The organism is Selenomonas ruminantium subsp. lactilytica TAM6421 (assembly GCF_000284095.1).
Taxonomy (GTDB): Bacteria; Bacillota; Negativicutes; order Selenomonadales; family Selenomonadaceae; genus Selenomonas_A; species Selenomonas_A lactilytica.
The window spans coordinates 1,756,813-1,775,974 of the sequence record NC_017068.1 but is presented as its reverse complement, the minus strand read 5'-3'; the positions used below and the strand labels follow the sequence as shown (position 1 = coordinate 1,775,974).

The following is a 19,162-nucleotide window of genomic DNA, read 5'->3' as shown; positions in this document are numbered from 1 at the left end:
ATGGAGGTTTGGAATATGAGTGGAATATTTTATGGTATCGGCGTAGGCCCTGGCGATCCGGAACTTTTGACGGTGAAGGCCATCAAGGCCATCGAGCAGGTGGATGTGCTGATCGCGCCCAAGACGGAGAAGAAGGATGGCAGTGTGGCCCTGTCCGTAGCAAAACCTTATCTGAAAAAAGATGTGGAGATTGTCTATCAGGTGTTTCCCATGGTCAAGGGCTTTGCGGAGAACAGCACGGATGCCTGGGAAGCCAATAAGCAGGAGATTCTGGAGCTGCTGAACGCGGGCAAGAATGTGGCCTTCCTGACCATTGGCGATCCCATGTTCTACAGCACCTATATCTATGTATTCCGCCTGCTGGAAAATGCCGGTGTGGAAATCAAGACCATCCCGGGGATTCCGGCCTTCGCGGCTATTGGCAGTCAGCTGGGCTATCCCATCGTGGAAGGGGATGATGTACTCTCCATCATTCCGGCTACGGCCAGCCCGGAAAAGGTAGAGAAGGCCATGCAGGCCGCAGATAATGTGGTGCTGATGAAGGTTTACAAGAACTTTGAAGAAGTGGCCGATATGCTGGATCAGAACGAAATGGCGGAACAGGCCGTCCTCGTCAGCCGTGCCGGCCTCGATGACGAAAAGATCATCTATGATGTCGTAGCTCATAAGAAGGATAAGCTGAACTATCTCTCCACGATTTTGACACGTAAAAATTAAAATAGGGGATGATACTATGAAGCGCCATATAGGGATTTTATTGACATTTATTATGGCGGTATCGATATTGCTGGTCGGTTGTGGCAGTGACAAGGCGGCTGATCAGCCGGCCGGGCAGCAGAGTTTTGCCGTGGTGACAGACGATTTGGGCCGCAATGTGGAATTCTCCCAGAAGCCTGCCCGCATCGTGGTGACCTCGGCGTCCTTTTTGGAGCCGCTGGAGGCCGTGGGCGGTGCCGACCTTGTGGTCGGCCGTCCGGATTCCAAGACGAAGATGCCCGCCTTTGCCAAGGACCTGACCAGTGTGGGCAAGGTCTATCAGGTTGATACGGAAAAGATCATGGCCTGCCAGCCGGATCTCGTGATCATCAACAAGGGCATGAATGAGAAATTGGTGGACACGCTGGAGGCCAATGGCATCAAGACCCTGGTGCTGGATATGAAGAGCTATGAAGATGTCAAGCGGGAAGTGGCAACGCTGGCCAAGGTTACGGGCAATCCCGACAAGGGCCAGCAGCTGGTCAGCAGTATGGAAGAAAAGATTGCTGCAGTCAAGGCTAAGATTCCGGCTGATAAGCGCCGTACCGCTATCATCCATAGCACGAATCAGGGCTTGACGGTACAGCTCGATGGCAGCATTGCCGGCTCCATTGTCAAGATGCTGGGCTGGGAAAATGTGGCCAGCAATATGGAGCCTTTAGCCAAGAATCCCGATGCGGCTCCTTATAGCCTGGAAACGCTGGTGGAAAAGAATCCGGACGTGATCTTCATCACCAGCATGGGCAAGATGGAGGATATCAAGGCTGGGATGGATAAGACTTTGCAAAGTCCTGCCTGGCAGTCGGTGACGGCTGTGAAGGAGGGCAAGGTCTATTACCTGCCCCAGGATTTATTCCTGCTGAGTCCTGGTATCCATTATCCGGAAGCTGTGGAACAAATGGCCAAGTGCCTGTATCCTGAGGTTTTTGAATAATGCAGATGGATTTTAAATCATCGGCGAAACGGCGGACGCTGCTTATGGCAGCGTTGGCCGCTTTTGCTTGTTTCGGCATCGTTTTGAGCATGTCCCGTGGTTCGGTGGATATTCCCTGGGCTGAGGCTCTGGAAGCTCTTGGCGGTGATATCAGCGGCGCCCATGGGCAGATCCTCTACAATATCCGCCTGCCCCGCACCATTGTGGCCTTGCTGGTGGGCATCAATCTGGCTTTGTCCGGGGCGATATTGCAGGCGGTGATGCGCAATCCTTTGGCTGATCCGCATATCATCGGCATCTCGTCGGGGGCGGGCATTTTCGGCATCCTGATCATGCTGGCTTTTCCGGCTTATGCCTATCTGATCACGCCGGCGGCCTTTATCGGTGCCATGGGAGCGGCAGTGCTCATTTATATCCTGGCCTGGAAGAACGGTATCAGCCCCTTGCGCATCGTACTGGCTGGTGTGGCGGTGTCGGCTTTCTTCGGTGCCGGTATTTCGGCGTTGCTCATTTTCTACAGTGACCGGGTGCATGGCGCCCTGATGTGGATGGTGGGGGGCTTATCGGCCCGCAGCTGGCCCCAGGTGGAAATGCTCTGGCCTTACACTTTGCTGGGGGTTATTCTGGCTTTTTGGGGCGCCCGCCATCTGAATATCCTGCAGCTGGGGGATGAACTGGCAAAAGGTTTGGGCCTGCGGGTTGGGCTGGCGCGCATAGCCTTGTCGGCTATCGCTGCCCTGCTGGCGGCCAGTGCCGTGTCCGTGGTGGGTTTATTGGGCTTTGTGGGGCTGATTGTGCCTCATACGGCAAGGCTCCTGATCGGCTCGGATTATCGCTGGCTGCTGCCGGCTACGGCGCTATTGGGCGCTGGGACTGTGACGGTCTGTGATACGGTGGCGCGGATTGCCTTTGCGCCGGTGGAACTGCCGGTGGGCATCATCATGGCCATTATCGGCGCGCCCTTCTTTCTGTTTTTGCTAAGGAGGGAATTGTGATGACCTTAGAAACACAGAATTTGCAGGTGGCGGTCAATGGAAAAAAGATTCTGCATGATATTTCCGTGAAGTTTCCGATGGGCAGGCGCACGGCCATCATCGGCCCCAATGGAGCAGGCAAGTCAACCCTGCTCAAGGCGATTGCGGCGCTGAACCGGGATATCGAAGGACAGATCCTTTTGGATGGCCGGGATATCGCAAGCTTCGGTCGCAGGGAGCTGGCCCGTCAAATGGCGATTTTGCCCCAGGGAACCATGGCCCCTGCCGATGTCACGGTGGAAAATCTCGTGGAGTACGGGCGCTTTCCTTACCGAAGTTTTTTTACGCAGGACAGGGAAGCGGATCAGCGGGCGGTGAAATGGGCCATGGAAACGGCGCAGATTGCAGATTTTGCGTCCCGACGGGTGCAGGATCTGTCAGGCGGTGAACGTCAGCGGGTGTTCCTGGCCATGGTGCTGGCCCAGCAGCCGGAGATCCTGCTATTGGATGAGCCAACGACGTACCTGGATATTGCCAATCAATTGCAGGTGATGGATATTGTACAGGACTTGCATCGTGAGCAGCAGATTACGGTGATCATGGTGCTGCATGATATCAACCACGCCTTGCAATATGCCGATGAGGTCATCGTGCTGCAGGACGGCAGAGTCCGGGCCCAGGGCGAGCCGCGGGAGGTCCTGACGGTCAAATGCCTGCGGGATATCTTCCATGTGGAAGCCGATGTATTTGCCAATGGCAGGGGGCAGGAAATCATCTTTCCCCTGCGGAAAGTAAAATAGGATAGGAAAAAGGCAGTGAAAAGTAATGCGAAACTTTTCACTGCCTTTTTGTCGTTGTCATTTTTTCGGATAGACACCAATGGTCAGCTTGTTGATGATGGGCACATAAGTGCCGAGCTGGCGGCAGGCGATGGCTGCGAGGATGGAGAGCAGCAGCGTGGCGAAGTAGAACGCAATCACGACCGGGGCTGTCATAAGATGGCCGGTGTTCTGCAGCCAAAGGCCGATATAGGTGATGAAGAGCGGATGGGCCAGATAGGCGAAGTAGGAATGCTTGCCTAAGATATGCAGCAGGCTATTCCAGCTTTGGGGATAGCTTTGATAGGTAAAGACGGCAAAGAAGAACAGGCTGGCGGCAATGGTGTAGAGGATGCCCCAGGGACAGAGCTGATGGGCTGTGTTGATGGCTTCCAGTGCCGTATAGCCGTCAAAATAGATCTTTTCGTAGTAATAGGTCATCAGCCCGCCCAAGGTGAAGAAGAAAAAGCAGGTCAGGCCATGCAGATGTGCTTTCATGAACTCCATGAATCTTGCGCTGTGGACGGAGAGATAGCCGCCCAGCAGAAAGATGAAGAAGTAATGCAATACCCAATAGTTCAGGCGGTACAGCAAAAAGGGTTTCAGGATGCTGTCATCGGGCAGGCCGTAGACATATATATTGAAGGACGTGCTGAAACTCGACCAGTAATCGAAGGCAATCTGCAAGGCCAGCAGCCAGCCAAGGCGCGGAATGGTCAGGCGGCGGACGATGGCAATCCAGAGAGGCATCAGCAGATAGAACCAGAGCAGGATTACCATGAAGTACAATTGATATTTGGCATTGCCGAAAAAGAGAATGGACAGCAGATGCAGCGGATCAGGAAAGCCTATGCCGTAGAGCAGTCCGTCGTGATAGAGATAAAAGAGCGACCAGGCCAGGTAGGGAATCAGCACCGTCTTCAGACGCCGTTTGGTGAAGCTGACAAAGTCGAAGGTGGCGTTGATGTTCAGATTGTAGAAGAGTCCAAAGGCTGAGATAAAGAAGAAAATCGGTACGCTGAATCTGGTGAAGGTTTCAAACAGCGCCACCAGGTGGATGTTGGCGGCAGGATTCATGATGTATTGGGAGCCGATATGGATACCGATAACTCCCATCATGGAAATGCCGCGGATGTATTCAATGGCGGCAAGACGCGGTTTGCGCGGCTGACTGGCAGTTTGCATAAAGATAAAACACCTCGATAAAAATTAGTACGTACCTATAATAACAAAAATTGATATTTCATGCCACCTGTATTTGTTATTGAAAAATCGTTTTATCCCGTGATAGTTATTTATTTCACAATATAAAGAAAATTTTATTCAATAGAAGGAGTTTAGAATCATATGACGAATTAGTATAAGCAAGGAGGGTGAAAGCAATGAATATTCTCGTTTGTATTAAGCAAGTTCCAGGTTCAAACAAAGTGGAAGTCGATCCGGTAACTGGTGTACTGAAGCGCAATGGGGCGGATGCCAAGATGAATCCATATGACCTTTTTGCGTTAGAAACGGGGCTGCGCCTCAAAGAACAGTATGGTGGTACGGTCAATGTACTGACCATGGGGCCGCCTCCCGCCAAAAAAATTCTCTATGAAGCATTTGCTATGGGTGCTGACAAGGGGGCACTCATCACAGATCGCAAATTTGGCGGCGCGGATGTGCTGGCTACGAGTTATACGCTTTCTCAGGGAATCAAACGTTTTGGTAACTTCGATTTGATTCTCTGCGGGCTGCAGACCACCGATGGCGATACTGCCCAGGTTGGTCCGGAAGTTTCCGAACAGCTTGGCATTCCCTGCGTCTGCAATGTGAAGCAGGTGGAAGGTGTGGAGGACGATTCCATTCAGGTAGATATGGAAATGTCCGAGGATGTGGAACGGCTGAAAGTTGCATTCCCCTGCCTGCTGACGGTACAGAAGGACATCTATGAACCGCGCCTGCCGTCCTATAAGAAATCCAAGGAAACGGCCAGTCGTGATATTGAAACTTATACGTTAAGCGATATGAGCGATACGGATGAACATCATTATGGCCTGAATGGTTCGCCCACCCAGGTACAGCGCATCTTCCCGCCGGAGTTCCACAAGGCCAGGGAGACCTGGCAGGGCAGTGGTGAGGAACTGGCAGACCGCATGTACAGCCTGCTGAAGAGTCAGAAGTTTATCGCGTAAATCCTTGGGAGGTTTCATAATGGGAAAATTAGTTGTACATCAGGATAAGATTCAGGATATCAAAGCACTTATGGCCATCTGCCCCTTCGGTGCCATGACGGAGAAGGATGGCAAGGTAGAGATCTCTGCCGCTTGCCGTCTCTGCAAACTCTGCGTGAAGAAGGGCAATGGGGCCATGGAGTTTGTGGAGGATGAAGCAAAGCCGCAGATTGACAAGAGCAAATGGCAGGGGATTGCCGTTTATATCGATCATGTGGACGGCCGTGTACATCCGGTTTCCTATGAGCTTCTGGGCAAGGCCCGGGAACTGGCGGACAAGATCCATCAGCAGGTTTTCGCGCTCTTCATGGGACATGATATCGGCAAGTCTGCTGAGGAACTGCGTCATTATGGTGTGGATAAGGTCTTTGTCTGCGACAAGGAAGCGCTGGGCGAATTCAATATGGAATCCTATGCCAAGGTCTTTGAGTATTTCATCAAACAGGTGAAACCGGCTGCCATTCTCGTCGGGGCTACGCCGGTGGGACGCCAGCTGGCACCCAGGGTGGCCGCCCGCTTCCATACGGGGCTTACGGCTGACTGCACGGTGCTGGATATCCATGAGAACTCCGATCTGGTACAGATCCGTCCGGCCTTCGGTGGCAATATCATGGCGGAGATCCTGACGCCGAACACCCGCCCGCAGATGGCTACGGTCCGCTATAAGATCATGGACGCACCGGAGCGCAGCGAGGAGGCCCATGGCACCATCGAAAGCTTTGACGTACCGGAAGATGCGCTTGCTTCCCGTATTGCCGTCCTGGGCATTACCAAGAAACCCAAGGAAAAGAGCATCGAACATGCAGATGTGCTGGTGGTTGCCGGCCGCGGCATCAAGAAAAAAGAGGATCTGGAGCTCGTCTATAAATTAGCCGAAGCATTGGGAGGCGATTTTGCCTGCACCCGGCCGCTGATTGAAGCGGGCTGGATGGATGCCAAACGGCAGATTGGGCTTTCCGGCCGCACGGTAAGTCCAAAACTCATCATCACCTGTGGTGTTTCCGGTGCCATCCAGTTCGTGGCTGGCATGGAACATTCAGAAGAGATCTTTGCCATCAACAGCGATCCCAAGGCATCCATCTTCAAGGTGGCTAACTACGCTGTAGTGGGGGATTTGTACGAGGTTATACCGCAGCTGATTGAAGATATCCAGCAGGGGAGGAAAATCGCATGATGGAATACAAACAGATCACCAAAGAGGATTTAGATATCATTGCCGGCTTCATGGATCGGGAACGCCTGCTGTTCGGTGAGGAAATCAATGAGGAATACAGTCATGATGAGCTGGCCAGCGAAAAATCGTACCCCACGCTGGTGGCCCGGGTGACTTCCACGGAAGAGGTATCCAAGCTCATGGCCTATGCCAATGAACATCATATCGCCGTGACGCCGCGTGGGGCAGGTACCGGCCTTGTGGGTGCTTCCGTAGCCGTGGAACACGGCATCATGATTGACACCACGCTGATGAACCATGTATTGGAACTGGATGAAGAAAATCTTACCCTGACCGTGGAACCGGGCGTCCTGCTTATGGAACTGCGCAATTATGTGGAAGAGAGAGGTTTCTATTATCCGCCTGATCCAGGTGAAAAATCCGCCACCATCGGCGGCAATATCAGCACCAATGCGGGCGGCATGACGGCGGTGAAATACGGCGTAACCCGTGACTATGTGCGCTCTCTGGAAGTGGTGTTGGCCGACGGTACCATCATGCAGCTGGGGGGCAAGGTGGTCAAGAATAGCTCCGGTTATGACCTCAAGGATATGGTCATCGGCTCCGAAGGTACGCTGGCTTTTGTCACCAAGGCCATCCTGAAACTGCTGCCCCTGCCGAAAAAGAGCGTCAGCCTGCTGGTGCCCTTCCCGACGCTGGAACAGGCCATTGGTACAGTGCCTCTTATCATTCAGGCCAAATCTGTGCCGACAGCCATTGAATTCATGGAACGGGAAGTCATTCTCGATGCCGAAGAATATCTGGGGCGCAAGTTCCCGGACAATCAGGCCGATGCTTATCTGCTCTTGAAATTTGACGGCAATACCATGGAGGAGATCGCTTCCTATTACGATGAAACGGCGCAGATCTGCCTCGACCAGGGAGCTATCGATATCCTGATTGCCGATACGGAAGAGCGCAGCCTGCCGGTCTGGAAGACGCGTGGTGCCTTCCTGGAAGCCATCAAGGCTTCCACCAGCATGATGGATGAGGTTGATGTGGTTGTGCCCCGCAACAAGGTCAATGCATTTGTGGAATTCGTCCATCAGCTGCGGCAGGAAATCGGCATCCGCATCAAATCTTTTGGCCATGCCGGCGATGGCAACCTCCATGTCTATATCCTGCGGGATGACCTGCCCGAGGATAAATGGCAGGATCTTTTGGGCATTGCCATGAATCGCATGTATGCGAAAGCACATGACCTGCGCGGACAGGTATCCGGCGAACATGGCATCGGCCTGGTCAAGAAACCATACCTCAATGAGTCCCTGCCGGAAGCCAGCCTGGTACTGATGCGGGGCATCAAGAAGGTCTTTGATCCCAACAATATCCTGAATCCCCATAAGGTTTGTCAGGCATAAAATAAGCAGACAAAATAAAATTTCCCTCATGGTGAGTAATCACTGTGAGGGAAATTCTTTATTTTATGAACAGGTCTTTATGCTGATTGATGATTTCGCCCATCAGCATCTTGCCACGCACATCCGGGTGGAGGCCGTCGATGCTGAACTGGGTGTCCATGACCTTATGGCTGGAGTCGTAGAAATAGGGTTCGAGGTCGATATAATAGGGCTGGTTGCGTATCCAGGTATTGACCTGCAGCAGTTTGGCTTCCCATTTCTTATCCGTGGGAGTATGGAAGGCAAACTGGATATTGGCCGGATTGATGGGCATGAGCGTCAGGAAGATGGGGCGGATATCGTTGGCCTCGCATTTCTGACGTATGGCATCCAGATCACTGATGATGAGGTTCGGCTGCATATTGGTGGCCCGCAGGCTGTTGGTGCCGGTCAGGATGATGAGGTTGCGTGGCTTGAAGGGCAGTACATCCTGATCGAAACGCTGCAAGGTCATGGTGGAGGTATCGCCGCTGCGCCCCAGATTCAGACAGGGAAAATCGAAATACGTCGTATAACTGTATTCCAAAGCAGCCGGCGAATTGGAAACGGCGCCGCCGCCATGGGTGATGCTGTCGCCGAGAACAGCCACGGGCACTCGCTCGGGCTGCTGTTTGACCACGAAATGGGCAGTATCAGACCAGACGCCTACGGGATTACCTGACTTGTCGATTCCGCGCACCCGCCAGTAGTAATCACCGGCATAGGGGCGGGCGTATTCGTCGTAGCAGGCCGTGGCTGAGTTGACAACTTTGCGCCAGGCGGCATCGGCGGTGGGCTGGTTATCGTTTTCAGCGGCCGGGGGATGGATCATGAGTTCCACTTCGTAGCGCTCGATATTGTTGAGGGGAATCCATTGGTAAACGGGGTAGATAGGCATCTCGAAGTTCGGCATCTGGTCGAATTCATTGAGCAGCGGATGATTGGGCTGGGGCAGGGATGCGTCGATATAGAGTTCCTCTGCCGGGGAGAATTCTCCGATGGGCTGATGATGGATATCCAATGCCCGTACCCGCCAGTAGATGAATTTGCGGTTGGCATATTTTTTCAGATCGGCCTGCCATCCATTGGTGAAGATCAGCTGGTTGCTTTCCAGATGGTTGTTCTTGTCCGGTGCTGTACCGCCTTCCTGAGCAGGTTTTCCGGCCAGGAGTTCTACTTCGTAGCAGACCGCATTGGGGACGGAATGCCAGACCAAAAATGGCATGAGGCTGGCGGGGTGCTCCTCGCCATAATGATAAATGACGCTGGGGCTCACTGGCTCCTTGGTATGCAGCGGATTCAGGATTGGTGCCGATGGCTCCGTAAGCTGGCCGAACATCCCATAGGCCGTTACCCGGTAGTTCATGGGAATGGCACTGCTGGGCACGTCATAGGAGGCATTCATGGTGAGTTCACTGCCCCAGAATTTTTCCTCCGGTTCGCCTTCCACTAACCCCGTGGTGGGCGAATAAGTTTCTACTTTATAGAGGCAGGGATAGGGCAGGGGATCCCAGGAGAGGATCAGATGGCCGTCCTGCTCGTCAAAGGAGGTGGAAAGCGTCATGGAGCGCAGCCCTAATACGTCGGTTTTTTCCGCCATAAAGGCAGATAATATGGTAAAGCCTAAAATAATCAGGGTAAACAGCAAAAATTTCTTCATAAATAACACCAACACAAACAGGATTTTCTTTAATTACCTATAATTATAATAATTAGTATAGCATATTTTTGAGGTGATGTGAAAATGAAAAAGCAAGGTTTGGTGATTGTCCATACGGGCAATGGCAAGGGGAAGACCACGGCGGCACTGGGATTGGCAATCCGTGCCTGGGGTGATGGCTTTCGGGTGCTGATCCTGCAATTCATCAAGGGGGGCTGCACCTATGGCGAACTCAAGACCCTTGAGACATTGAAGAATATTGATGACCGGATTGAGATCGATCAGTGCGGCCTGGGTTTCACGAACAAGGGGCCCACGACCAAGGAAGAACATGAAGCGGCAGCCCGGGAGACCTTGAAGCGGGCGAAAGAGGAAATCCAAAGCGGCAAATGGGATCTGATCATTCTCGATGAGATCAACTATGCGGTGAAGTATGAATTGATCACGGAAACGGATATGCTGGAACTGCTTGATTTGCGTCCGGAAGAACTCCATCTGGTCATGACCGGGCGTGATGCTTGTGAATCTCTGATTGAGCGGGCGGATCTGGTCACGGAGATGAAGGAGATAAAACATCCCTATCAGAAGGGAATCAAAGCGCAAAAGGGGATAGAGTTCTAAAGCAAATGTACACGATACTTTACGTTTGCGCTTGCAAAAAACGTGGTAAAGTTGTAAACTTGTAACTATGTTTAGATTCAATATCTTAGGAGAGTGGAAAGATGATTAGCGATAATGTAAAAAAAGGTGCCACCCGCTGCGCCCACCGTTCCCTGTTCCATGCCAATGGCTACGGTCCTGAGGATCTCAACAAGCCGCTTATTGGTATCTGCAATTCCTTCAACGAGATCATTCCCGGTCATATCCATCTGCGGGAGATTGCAGAGGCAGCCAAGTTAGGTGTGGCAGCTGCCGGCGGCACACCCATCGAATTCCCGGCCATCGGTGTCTGCGATGGTATTGCCATGGGCCATACGGGCATGAAGTATTCCCTGGCCAGCCGGGAGCTTATCGCTGATTCTGTGGAAGCAGTGACCATGGCTTCGGGCTTTGATGCGTTGATTCTGATTCCGAACTGCGACAAGGTCGTGCCCGGTATGCTGATGGCAGCGGCCCGCCTGAATATCCCCGCCGTGGTGGTTTCTGGCGGCCCCATGCTGCCCGGGCGTTACAAGGGACGTGATGTCAGCGTCAGTCAGGCCTTTGAGGCGGCCGGTAAATTTGCTGCCGGGGATATGACGGCTGAAGAAATGACGGATCTGGAGTCTAAATGCTGCCCCAGCTGCGGCTCCTGTGCCGGTCTCTTTACTGCCAATACCATGAATTCCCTGTCGGAAGTACTGGGCATGGCCCTGCCGGGCAACGGTACGATTCCTGCTGCCTATACCGGCGACCGCCGTCTGCTGGCTAAGCGTGCCGGCGCAGTGGTGATGGAATTGCTCAAAAACAACGTCCGTCCCCGCGATATCCTGACGAAAGAAGCCTTTGAAAATGCGATTACCGTGGATATGGCCATTGGCGGTTCCTCCAATACGGTACTGCATCTGACGGCAATCGCCCATGAAGCAGGTATTGAGATTCCGGCACCGCTCTTTGACGAGATTTCCCGCCGTACGCCGTATATTGCCAAACTCAGTCCCGCTGGCAAGCATCATATGGTGGATCTCAATGAAGCGGGCGGCATCTCTGCGGTCATGAATGAACTGTCCAAGAAGGATCTGATCCATCTGGATGCCCTGACGGTAACAGGCACCATGGGCGAGCGCATCAAGAATACGCCGGTGGTGGATAATACGGTCATCCATTCCGTGGAGACGCCCTATCGTCCGGAAGGCGGAATTGCTGTGCTCAAGGGCAATCTGGCACCGGATTATGCTGTGGTCAAGGCCTCTGCCGTGGCCGAGGATATGCTGACCTATACCGGCAAGGCCAAGTGCTACGATTCGGAGCCTGAGGCTTGTGATGCCATCATGAACGGTGAAATCCATGACGGTGATGTAGTGGTCATCCGCTACGAAGGCCCCAAGGGTGGCCCAGGCATGCAGGAAATGCTCAACCCAACTGCTGTCATCACGGGGCGTGGGCTCAAGGTGGGCTTGATCACCGATGGCCGCTTCAGCGGTGCCAGCCAGGGAGCCTGTGTGGGCCACGTGTCGCCGGAAGCCATGGAAGGCGGCCCCATTGCGCTGATCGAGGAAGGGGACGAGATTACCATCGATATCCCGAACCGCAAGCTGGAACTGGCTGTCAGTGATGAGGAACTGGCAAAACGCCGGGCGAACTGGCAGAAGCCGGAACCGAAGATCAAGCACGGCTATCTGGCCCGCTATGCCCGCATGACGACTTCCGCCAGCACCGGGGCTGTGGTGAAATAACGCACAAATCTTAAATATGTACAAAACCTCTTGACATTTGTACATTACAAGCATAGAATAAAGTTACTTTCGTGAAAAAGAAAAGGGGTTTTAGTATGGCAAATGTAAACATTGACTGGTCAAATCTCGGTTTTAGCTATCAACCGATCACCAAACGCTATGTGGCCAATTACAAAGACGGCAAATGGGGTAAAGGTGGATTGACAGAAGATGCCACGATCGTGCTCAACGAGTGCGCTGGTATTTTACAGTATTGCCAGGAAGTTTTTGAAGGCTTGAAGGCTTATCGCACCAAAGATGGCCGCATCGTTACCTTCCGTCCTGACCTGAATGCAAAACGCATGGTAGATTCCGCTAAGCGGCTGGTTATGCCGCCAGTGCCGGAAGAGATGTTCATGGAGGCTGTGGATCAGGTAGTAGCAGCCAATAAGGACTGGATTCCTCCCTACGAATCCGGCGGTGCCCTGTATCTGCGTCCGTATATTTTCGCTACGGGCCCGGTCATCGGCGTTAAGCCCTCGGATGAATATCAGTTCCGTCTCTTCGGTACGCCGGTAGGTTCTTATTTCAAGAACGGCATCAAGCCGATCACCATCTGCGTCAGCGACTTTGACCGCGCTGCTCCGCATGGTACGGGCGATATCAAAGCAGGCCTTAACTATGCCATGAGCCTGCACCCCTATATTGTAGCCCATGAAAATGGCTTTGACGAAAACATGTACTTGGATGCAGCAACCCGCACTTACGTGGAAGAAACCGGCGGTGCCAACTTCCTGTTTGTCACCAAGGACAATGTGATCGTGACGCCGAAGTCCGATTCCATCCTGCCGTCCATCACCCGCCGTTCGCTGGTAGCTCTGGCTGAGAACCTGGGCTACAAGGTCGAACATCGTCCGGTGAAGTTCACGGAACTGGAAGACTTTGCAGAAGCTGGTCTCTGCGGCACGGCTGCTGTTATCTGCCCGGTGGGCAAGGTTGTGGCCAAGGACAAGACCATCGAATTCCCGAGCGGTATGCAGGAAATGGGGCCTGTCCTCACGAAACTCTACAACACGCTCCGCGGCGTGCAGCTGGGTACGGTGGAAGCACCGGAAGGCTGGATCCGCGAAATCAAATAAGATTAAGATTTGGTACAATAAAGGAAGATTTGCTGCTTTGGGGCAGCAAGTCTTCTTTTTTTCATATTATTTTTAGAAAAAAGGCGTAAACTTTTACAATAGTTACAAGGAGTTCTTTACAAAGAACACGAATTTTTCATATAATAGTAGGTAGAGATATAACGGAAATGTAACACTAGGGAGTTTTGTTTTATGCCAATTGATTTTTCCTTGCCGGTACAATTTCATGGAATCCTGTCCACCATCGGCTGGTTCGATGTGTTGGATATCCTGATTGTGGCAGCAATTCTCTATAAAGTTTACGAAATGCTGCAGGATACCCGGGCCATTACTTTGGTAAAGGGTATCCTGGTTTTGCTGGCCGTGACCATGGTCTGCAGCTGGCTGGATCTGCATGTGATTTCCTGGCTTTTGCAGAAAGCCGTGACGCTGCTCTTTGTGGCATTGCCCATTGTCTTCCAGCCGGAACTGCGGCGGGCACTGGAGCATCTGGGGCAGGGAAGGTTCCTGGGGACTGCCGCGTTCCTGGACGATGAGGAAGCCCGCACGGTGGTCAATGAGATCACCAAGGCGGTGAAGCAGCTCTCTGCAACAAAGACCGGTGCCTTGCTGGTCATTGAGCGCAATATGGGGCTCAATGATGTCAGCGCCACCGGCATACAGATCGATGGCCTGATTTCCTCGGAGTTTCTGCTCAATGTCTTTATTGTCAATACGCCGCTCCATGATGGGGCGACGGTTATCCGGGGCAACCGCCTGATTGCTGCTGGCTGTCTGCTGCCGCTGACGGAGAACCGCGCCCTGTCCACGGAACTCGGTACGCGCCACCGGGCGGCTATCGGCCTGTCCGAGCAGTGCGATGCTTTGATCGTGGTGGTCAGCGAGGAGACCGGCACGATTTCGGTGGCAGAGAATGGTCATATCATGCGACACTTGAGTCCGGAATATCTGAAAGAGGTGTTGATGCCCGCCTTTGAAATGCCGACCACCGGCATCAAAGATATGGTAATGAACTGGAGGAAGAAGAAATGATTTCACGCTTTCGCAGTTTAATACAACGTAATTTAGCGGCTAAGATCGTTGCCCTACTCATAGCGGTGATTCTCTGGGGCTATGTGATGAATGACCAAAATCCTTCGACGGAGGGCAGCTTTACGGTACAGGTGCAGCTCTTGAATGCTCCGGAAGGCTATAAGGTCACCCAGGGCACGGATAAGATCAAGGTCACCGTCCGCGGTGCCCGCTCGCTTTTCGTCAACAACAACGATGCGGATTTCCATGCCTATGTGGATCTGCGTGGTGCTGAGGAGGGCAAGAAGGAATACAAGGTTCGGGTGGAAATGCCCACGGGCTTTGAGCTGGTTGACATGACACCGGCCGCGGTGGAGGTCAATCTGGATCCCATCATCACCCGGAAGGTCCGGGCCGATATCAACGTCAATGGCTCACCGGCCAGCGGCGTTACCGTAGCCAGTGTCAGCCAGGCCAGTGCAGAGGTTCTGGTGGAAGGGCCTGCTTCCTTGGTCACGGAAGTAGATCGCTTGATTGGTTATGTGGGGCTTACCAGCAAGAATGATACGGACTTTGCCCTGCAGGTGCCATTGACGGCAATCAATGCAGAGGGCAAGGAAGTATCCGGGATTACCATCCAGCCTTCCACCATGTATGTTTCGGTACAGATGGCCAGGGGACTTACCAAGAAGATTGTCACCATCCAGCCGGTAGCCGGCGATGACTTGCCGGATAATCTGGAGCTCGTATCACTGAAACCGGAGCCATTGCAGATCGAGATTGCCGGTGCGGAAAATCTCATCGCCAATCTTACCTCTGTCCCGACGGAGAAGGTGTCGTTGGCTGATGTACTGAAAAATACCAATAAGACGGTGAAACTGGCGCTCCCGGCAGGAGTGACGGTGACCAACCACGATGTGCTGGTGCATATTGCGGTGAAAAGCAAGAAAACAGAAAAAAGTATGGAGTGAAGCTACAAGTGATTCGTATAAAAAATCTGCAGGTACCTTTTACTGAGGAGACAAACCTGCAAACACTTGCAGCCAAACGTTTGCAATTACCACCTCAGGCTGTTGCTGAGGTGGTAATTGTGCGTAAGGCTGTAGATGCCCGCCGCTATCATGGTGCGCCGGTGCAGTTCGTCTATATGTTGGACGTCAAAGTCAATATGCCGGAAAAGAATGTGCTGAAAAAATTGCGCAGGGACAAGAATGTGGAGATCCTGCCATTTAAAAAGCCTGTTGCCCTTAATTTCCGCCCGCGGCAGGCAGGCGATCTGCGTCCCATCGTGATCGGTTTCGGGCCTGCTGGCATGTTTGCGGCCCTGACTCTGGCCCGGGCCGGCTGGAATCCGCTGGTATTGGAACGGGGCGGCGATGTGGACAGCCGCAAGGCTGCCATTGAGCTGTTCTGGCAGACCGGTACTTTGAATGAGCAGTCCAATGTACAGTTTGGGGAGGGCGGCGCAGGCACCTTCTCCGATGGCAAGCTGACCACCCGTATCAGTGATGAGCATATTGCCGATGTTTTGGCGGCTTTTATTGCAGCCGGGGCACCGGACGAAATCCGTTATCTGCATAAACCGCATATTGGCACGGATCTTCTGCAGGGGGTAGTGAAGAATATCCGGCAGGAAATCATCCGTTTGGGCGGCGAGGTGCGTTTCAATGCCCAGGTCACGGATCTGGAAATCGAACAGGGCAGGATGCGGGCGGTTATCGTAGGCGGTGAGGAACGTATTCCCTGTCAGGAAGTTTTCATGGGCATCGGCCATTCTGCCCGCGATACCTACCGGATGCTGCTGGGCAAGGGCCTGCAGATGGAAGCCAAACCTTTTGCCATTGGCGTGCGCATTGAACATCCCCAGGAATTCATCGATAAAGCCCAGTATGGCGAAGATGCAGGACATCCGTTATTGCCTGTGGCTGATTATGCCCTGACCTACAAAGATCCCAAGACGGGACGGGGCGCGTATTCCTTCTGCATGTGTCCGGGGGGGCAGGTGGTTGCTGCTACGTCAATCAAAGGTCAGGTATGTACCAATGGCATGAGCAATTACAAGCGTGATTCCGGCGTGGCCAATAGTGCCTTGCTGGTGCAGGTGGGGCCAGATGATTTCGGTCAGGAAGTGCTGGCCGGCATGAACCTGCAGGATAAGCTGGAAAAATTGGCCTTTGACTTAGGGGGCAGGAATTATCATGCCCCGGTGCAGACGGTGGGGGATTTTTTGCAGGGGACTTCCGGATCTACGCAGTTCCTGACCACGCCGACTTATCAGCCCGGAATAAAGGCTGTGGATCTGCACGCATGTCTGCCGTCTTTCCTCACGCAGACATTGGAAGGCGCCTTGCCGCATTTTGACCGGAAAATCAAAGGCTTTGCCCATAAAGGTGCCGTTATGACCGGTGTAGAAGCCAGATCGTCAGCTCCCTGCCGCATTTGCCGCAGCCGGGAGACCATGCTGGCAGAAGGTGTGGACGGTCTCTATCCCATGGGGGAGGGCGCAGGTTATGCCGGCGGCATTATGAGCGCGGCGGTAGACGGCATGAAGGCAGCGCTTTCCTTCCTGGAGTCGCAGGTCTGATTTAGTTCCCTGTTTTTGGAGTTGAGATTATGGATATAAATAAGTCAGCTTGTCCCTATGATTGCCCGGATTGCTGCGGGTTATTGATTACGACGGAGAATGGACGGGCAATCAAAGTCGAGGGCGATCCGGCGCATCCCTTTACCCGCGGTACCCTTTGTCCCAAGATGGCTCATTATGAGCGGACGGTTCACTCGCCCAAGCGCCTGTTGACGCCTTTGAAGCGGGTGGGAGCAAAGGGTGCGGGGAAGTTTGTACCCATCAGTTGGCAGGAGGCTGTTGATGAGATTGCCAGCCGTTGGCGGGGAATCATTGACCGATATGGGGCGGAGGCAATCCTTCCTTATTCCTATGCCGGGACCATGGGTACGATACAATACAGTGCCGGTCATGCCCTGTTCTATGCCTTGGGGGCTTCGAGCCTGGATCGCACCATCTGTGCACCGGCCAAGGCTGACGGCTATCGTTCGCTGATGGGAGGCACTTTGCCCACAGCGCCCCAGGAGGCCCAGCAAAGCGACTACATCGTCCTTTGGAGCATCAGCATGCTGGCCACGGATATCCATTTCAAGCACGATGTGGATATCGCCCGGAAAAATGGCGCAAAGATTATCTGTGTAGACACCTATGAGACGAAAACGGCCCAATATGCCGATGAATTCATCTGTGTGAAGCCTGGCTCAGATGGTGCTCTGGCTTTGGGGGTGCTGCATGTGCTGGCCCGGGAAAAGCTGGTGGATGAAGCGTTTATTCATCAATATGTGCAGGGCTGGGAGGAACTGCAGGCGCAGATCCTGCCTCAGTATCCGCCTGAGAAGGCAGCGGAAATCACAGGATTGTCGGTTCAGGTCATCGAAAGCTTTGCCCGGGCCTTTGCTGCGGCCAGAGCACCCTTTATTCGCTTGGGCAGCGGCCAGTCCCGCTATGGCAATGGGGCGATGACCTCCCGGCTCATCACCTGTCTGCCGGCTGTGGTGGGGGCTTATGCCAAAGCGGGCGGCGGCCTGCTGACCTCGTCTTCCGGCAGCCATGCCTTTGACAAGGATATCATCCGCCGCCCGGATATGGAAAAGAAAGGCGTCCGTCATATCAATATGATCAAGCTGGGGGATGTGCTGACGGATAGCACGTTGCAGCCACCGGTCAAAAGCCTGTTTGTCTATTCCTCCAATCCTGCCTGTACGGCACCGGATCAGAATAAGGTATTGGCAGGACTTAAGCGGGACGACTTGTTTACCGTGGTGCATGAGCGCTTTATGACGGATACAGCCCTTTATGCAGATATTGTGCTGCCGGCTACCACATCTTTGGAGCATGAGGATATTTACTATTCCTATGGCCAGTATGTGATCCAGCGTGGGAAGCAGCTCATCCCGTCGGTGGGGGAAAGCAGATCCAATTGGCAGGTGATGCAGTTATTGGCTGAAGCTATGGGGCTGGATGACGAATTCTTCCGGCAGAGTGAGACAGAACTGGTTGAAAGGTTTATCGCCAGCACGGATAAGTCCTGGCCACTGCCTGTGGATAAAGAGAGCCTGGCCCAGGGAGAACCGGTGGAATTGCCCCTGCCCGAGAATTACAAGCTGGATTTCAAAACCCCTTCGGGGAAGATTGAAATCCTGAATCCGTCGCTGGATAGGCAGCTGCCGGATTATCTGCCGCCGCATCTGGCAAAAGATAAGGAAGAGTTTATCCTGATCAACAGTCCCGATCCCCGGATATTGGACAGTTCCTTCAATGAACGCGAGGAACTGACCAAGGGCAATATCATGGTGTTGCTGCTGAACCCTGCAGATGGCCAGCGGTTGCACCTTCAGGATGGCGACGCGGTCATGGCAGAAAATACGCAGGGACAGGCGGAATTTACCGTCAAGCTGTCCGCGCGGGTGCAAACGGGGACTGTGGTCAGCGAAGGTGTCTGGTGGCGGCAGCATACAGCTGCCGGCAATACGAATCTGCTGACGCATCAGCGGACAACCGATAAGGCGGAAGGCAGTACTTTCTACGATGTCAGGGTAAATCTAAGAAAAAAAGTCCAATAAAAAATACAATAAATTGCTTACAAGGGTTGCATTTAAGTGACAGGCAGGCTATAATGTTAACAAAGCAGACGAGAGCTGCTCAAGG

The 19,162-nt window shown here is 53.2% G+C and carries 16 protein-coding genes; 14 read left to right on the top strand and 2 right to left on the bottom strand.

Annotated features, from left to right (window positions below):
- The first annotated feature begins 15 nt into the window (after window positions 1-15).
- The 4 genes from cobI to SELR_RS08635 are packed head-to-tail and all read left to right on the top strand — an operon-like array spanning window position 16 to window position 3,464.
- Entirely contained in the window at window positions 16-717 is a 702-nt protein-coding gene (gene cobI, locus SELR_RS08650; RefSeq protein ID WP_014424845.1) for a precorrin-2 C(20)-methyltransferase, read from the top strand.
- A gap of 16 nt (window positions 718-733) precedes the next feature.
- Window positions 734-1,690 carry an ABC transporter substrate-binding protein gene (locus SELR_RS08645; RefSeq protein ID WP_014424844.1) on the top strand — a complete coding sequence of 319 codons (957 nt, stop codon included), beginning with the start codon at window positions 734-736 and terminating at the stop codon, window positions 1,688-1,690.
- Entirely contained in the window at window positions 1,690-2,685 is a 996-nt protein-coding gene (locus SELR_RS08640; protein ID WP_014424843.1) for a FecCD family ABC transporter permease, read from the top strand. The genes SELR_RS08645 and SELR_RS08640 overlap by 1 nt, the downstream gene beginning before the upstream one ends.
- Window positions 2,685-3,464, top strand: coding sequence for an ABC transporter ATP-binding protein (locus SELR_RS08635; protein ID WP_014424842.1), 780 nt, complete (start codon window positions 2,685-2,687; stop codon window positions 3,462-3,464). The genes SELR_RS08640 and SELR_RS08635 overlap by 1 nt, the downstream gene beginning before the upstream one ends.
- 57 nt (window positions 3,465-3,521) lie before the next feature.
- Here SELR_RS08635 and SELR_RS08630 read toward each other — a convergent pair whose 3' ends face one another.
- On the bottom strand, window positions 3,522-4,667 hold the full coding sequence (locus tag SELR_RS08630) for an acyltransferase (RefSeq protein ID WP_014424841.1): 1,146 nt from the start codon (window positions 4,665-4,667) through the stop codon (window positions 3,522-3,524).
- A gap of 197 nt (window positions 4,668-4,864) precedes the next feature.
- Between SELR_RS08630 and SELR_RS08625 the strand changes: the two genes are divergently transcribed.
- From SELR_RS08625 to SELR_RS08615, 3 genes are read left to right on the top strand one after another with little or no spacing between them, the layout of a single operon-like run.
- Entirely contained in the window at window positions 4,865-5,656 is a 792-nt protein-coding gene (locus SELR_RS08625; RefSeq protein ID WP_014424840.1) for an electron transfer flavoprotein subunit beta/FixA family protein, read from the top strand.
- A 19-nt stretch (window positions 5,657-5,675) separates the two neighbouring features.
- Entirely contained in the window at window positions 5,676-6,869 is a 1,194-nt protein-coding gene (locus SELR_RS08620) for an electron transfer flavoprotein subunit alpha/FixB family protein (RefSeq protein ID WP_014424839.1), read from the top strand.
- Window positions 6,866-8,269, top strand: a complete 1,404-nt coding sequence (locus SELR_RS08615; RefSeq protein ID WP_014424838.1) for an FAD-binding oxidoreductase — start codon at window positions 6,866-6,868, stop codon at window positions 8,267-8,269. Before SELR_RS08620 ends, SELR_RS08615 begins: the two co-directional genes overlap by 4 nt.
- Window positions 8,270-8,327: 58 nt before the next feature.
- Here SELR_RS08615 and SELR_RS08610 read toward each other — a convergent pair whose 3' ends face one another.
- Window positions 8,328-9,947 carry an SGNH/GDSL hydrolase family protein gene (locus SELR_RS08610; protein ID WP_014424837.1) on the bottom strand — a complete coding sequence of 540 codons (1,620 nt, stop codon included), beginning with the start codon at window positions 9,945-9,947 and terminating at the stop codon, window positions 8,328-8,330.
- Window positions 9,948-10,031: 84 nt separating this feature from the next.
- Between SELR_RS08610 and cobO the strand changes: the two genes are divergently transcribed.
- From cobO to SELR_RS08575, 7 genes are all read left to right on the top strand, one after another.
- Window positions 10,032-10,568 (top strand): cob(I)yrinic acid a,c-diamide adenosyltransferase, encoded by a 537-nt coding sequence (gene cobO / locus SELR_RS08605; protein WP_014424836.1) that lies wholly within the window; start codon window positions 10,032-10,034, stop codon window positions 10,566-10,568.
- Window positions 10,569-10,669: 101 nt separating this feature from the next.
- Window positions 10,670-12,322, top strand: a complete 1,653-nt coding sequence (gene ilvD, locus SELR_RS08600; RefSeq protein WP_014424835.1) for a dihydroxy-acid dehydratase — start codon at window positions 10,670-10,672, stop codon at window positions 12,320-12,322.
- Between the two features lie 71 nt (window positions 12,323-12,393).
- A complete protein-coding gene (locus SELR_RS08595) occupies window positions 12,394-13,440 on the top strand; it encodes a branched-chain amino acid aminotransferase (protein ID WP_269453557.1) in 1,047 nt (348 codons plus the stop codon).
- A 192-nt stretch (window positions 13,441-13,632) separates the two neighbouring features.
- Complete coding sequence (gene cdaA / locus SELR_RS08590) at window positions 13,633-14,472, top strand: diadenylate cyclase CdaA (RefSeq protein WP_014424833.1); 840 nt, start codon at window positions 13,633-13,635, stop codon at window positions 14,470-14,472.
- Window positions 14,469-15,422: a CdaR family protein gene (locus SELR_RS08585; protein WP_014424832.1), complete on the top strand. Its 954-nt coding sequence runs from the start codon at window positions 14,469-14,471 to the stop codon at window positions 15,420-15,422. The genes cdaA and SELR_RS08585 overlap by 4 nt, the downstream gene beginning before the upstream one ends.
- Window positions 15,423-15,430: 8 nt before the next feature.
- Window positions 15,431-17,035: an NAD(P)/FAD-dependent oxidoreductase gene (locus tag SELR_RS08580; RefSeq protein ID WP_014424831.1), complete on the top strand. Its 1,605-nt coding sequence runs from the start codon at window positions 15,431-15,433 to the stop codon at window positions 17,033-17,035.
- Window positions 17,036-17,064: 29 nt separating this feature from the next.
- Complete coding sequence (locus SELR_RS08575) at window positions 17,065-19,077, top strand: molybdopterin-dependent oxidoreductase (protein WP_014424830.1); 2,013 nt, start codon at window positions 17,065-17,067, stop codon at window positions 19,075-19,077.
- Window positions 19,078-19,162 lie beyond the last annotated feature (85 nt).

Excerpts from the sequence above, each read along its gene's own strand:
- cobI (WP_014424845.1), top strand. The coding sequence starts at position 16 with ATGAGTGGAATATTTTATGGTATCGGCGTAGGCCCTGGCGATCCGGAA.
- SELR_RS08645 (WP_014424844.1), top strand. The coding sequence starts at position 734 with ATGAAGCGCCATATAGGGATTTTATTGACATTTATTATGGCGGTATCG.
- SELR_RS08640 (WP_014424843.1), top strand. The coding sequence starts at position 1,690 with ATGCAGATGGATTTTAAATCATCGGCGAAACGGCGGACGCTGCTTATG.
- SELR_RS08635 (WP_014424842.1), top strand. The coding sequence starts at position 2,685 with ATGACCTTAGAAACACAGAATTTGCAGGTGGCGGTCAATGGAAAAAAG.
- SELR_RS08630 (WP_014424841.1), bottom strand. The coding sequence starts at position 4,667 with ATGCAAACTGCCAGTCAGCCGCGCAAACCGCGTCTTGCCGCCATTGAA.
- SELR_RS08625 (WP_014424840.1), top strand. The coding sequence starts at position 4,865 with ATGAATATTCTCGTTTGTATTAAGCAAGTTCCAGGTTCAAACAAAGTG.
- SELR_RS08620 (WP_014424839.1), top strand. The coding sequence starts at position 5,676 with ATGGGAAAATTAGTTGTACATCAGGATAAGATTCAGGATATCAAAGCA.
- SELR_RS08615 (WP_014424838.1), top strand. The coding sequence starts at position 6,866 with ATGATGGAATACAAACAGATCACCAAAGAGGATTTAGATATCATTGCC.
- SELR_RS08610 (WP_014424837.1), bottom strand. The coding sequence starts at position 9,947 with ATGAAGAAATTTTTGCTGTTTACCCTGATTATTTTAGGCTTTACCATA.
- cobO (WP_014424836.1), top strand. The coding sequence starts at position 10,032 with ATGAAAAAGCAAGGTTTGGTGATTGTCCATACGGGCAATGGCAAGGGG.
- ilvD (WP_014424835.1), top strand. The coding sequence starts at position 10,670 with ATGATTAGCGATAATGTAAAAAAAGGTGCCACCCGCTGCGCCCACCGT.
- cdaA (WP_014424833.1), top strand. The coding sequence starts at position 13,633 with ATGCCAATTGATTTTTCCTTGCCGGTACAATTTCATGGAATCCTGTCC.
- SELR_RS08585 (WP_014424832.1), top strand. The coding sequence starts at position 14,469 with ATGATTTCACGCTTTCGCAGTTTAATACAACGTAATTTAGCGGCTAAG.
- SELR_RS08575 (WP_014424830.1), top strand. The coding sequence starts at position 17,065 with ATGGATATAAATAAGTCAGCTTGTCCCTATGATTGCCCGGATTGCTGC.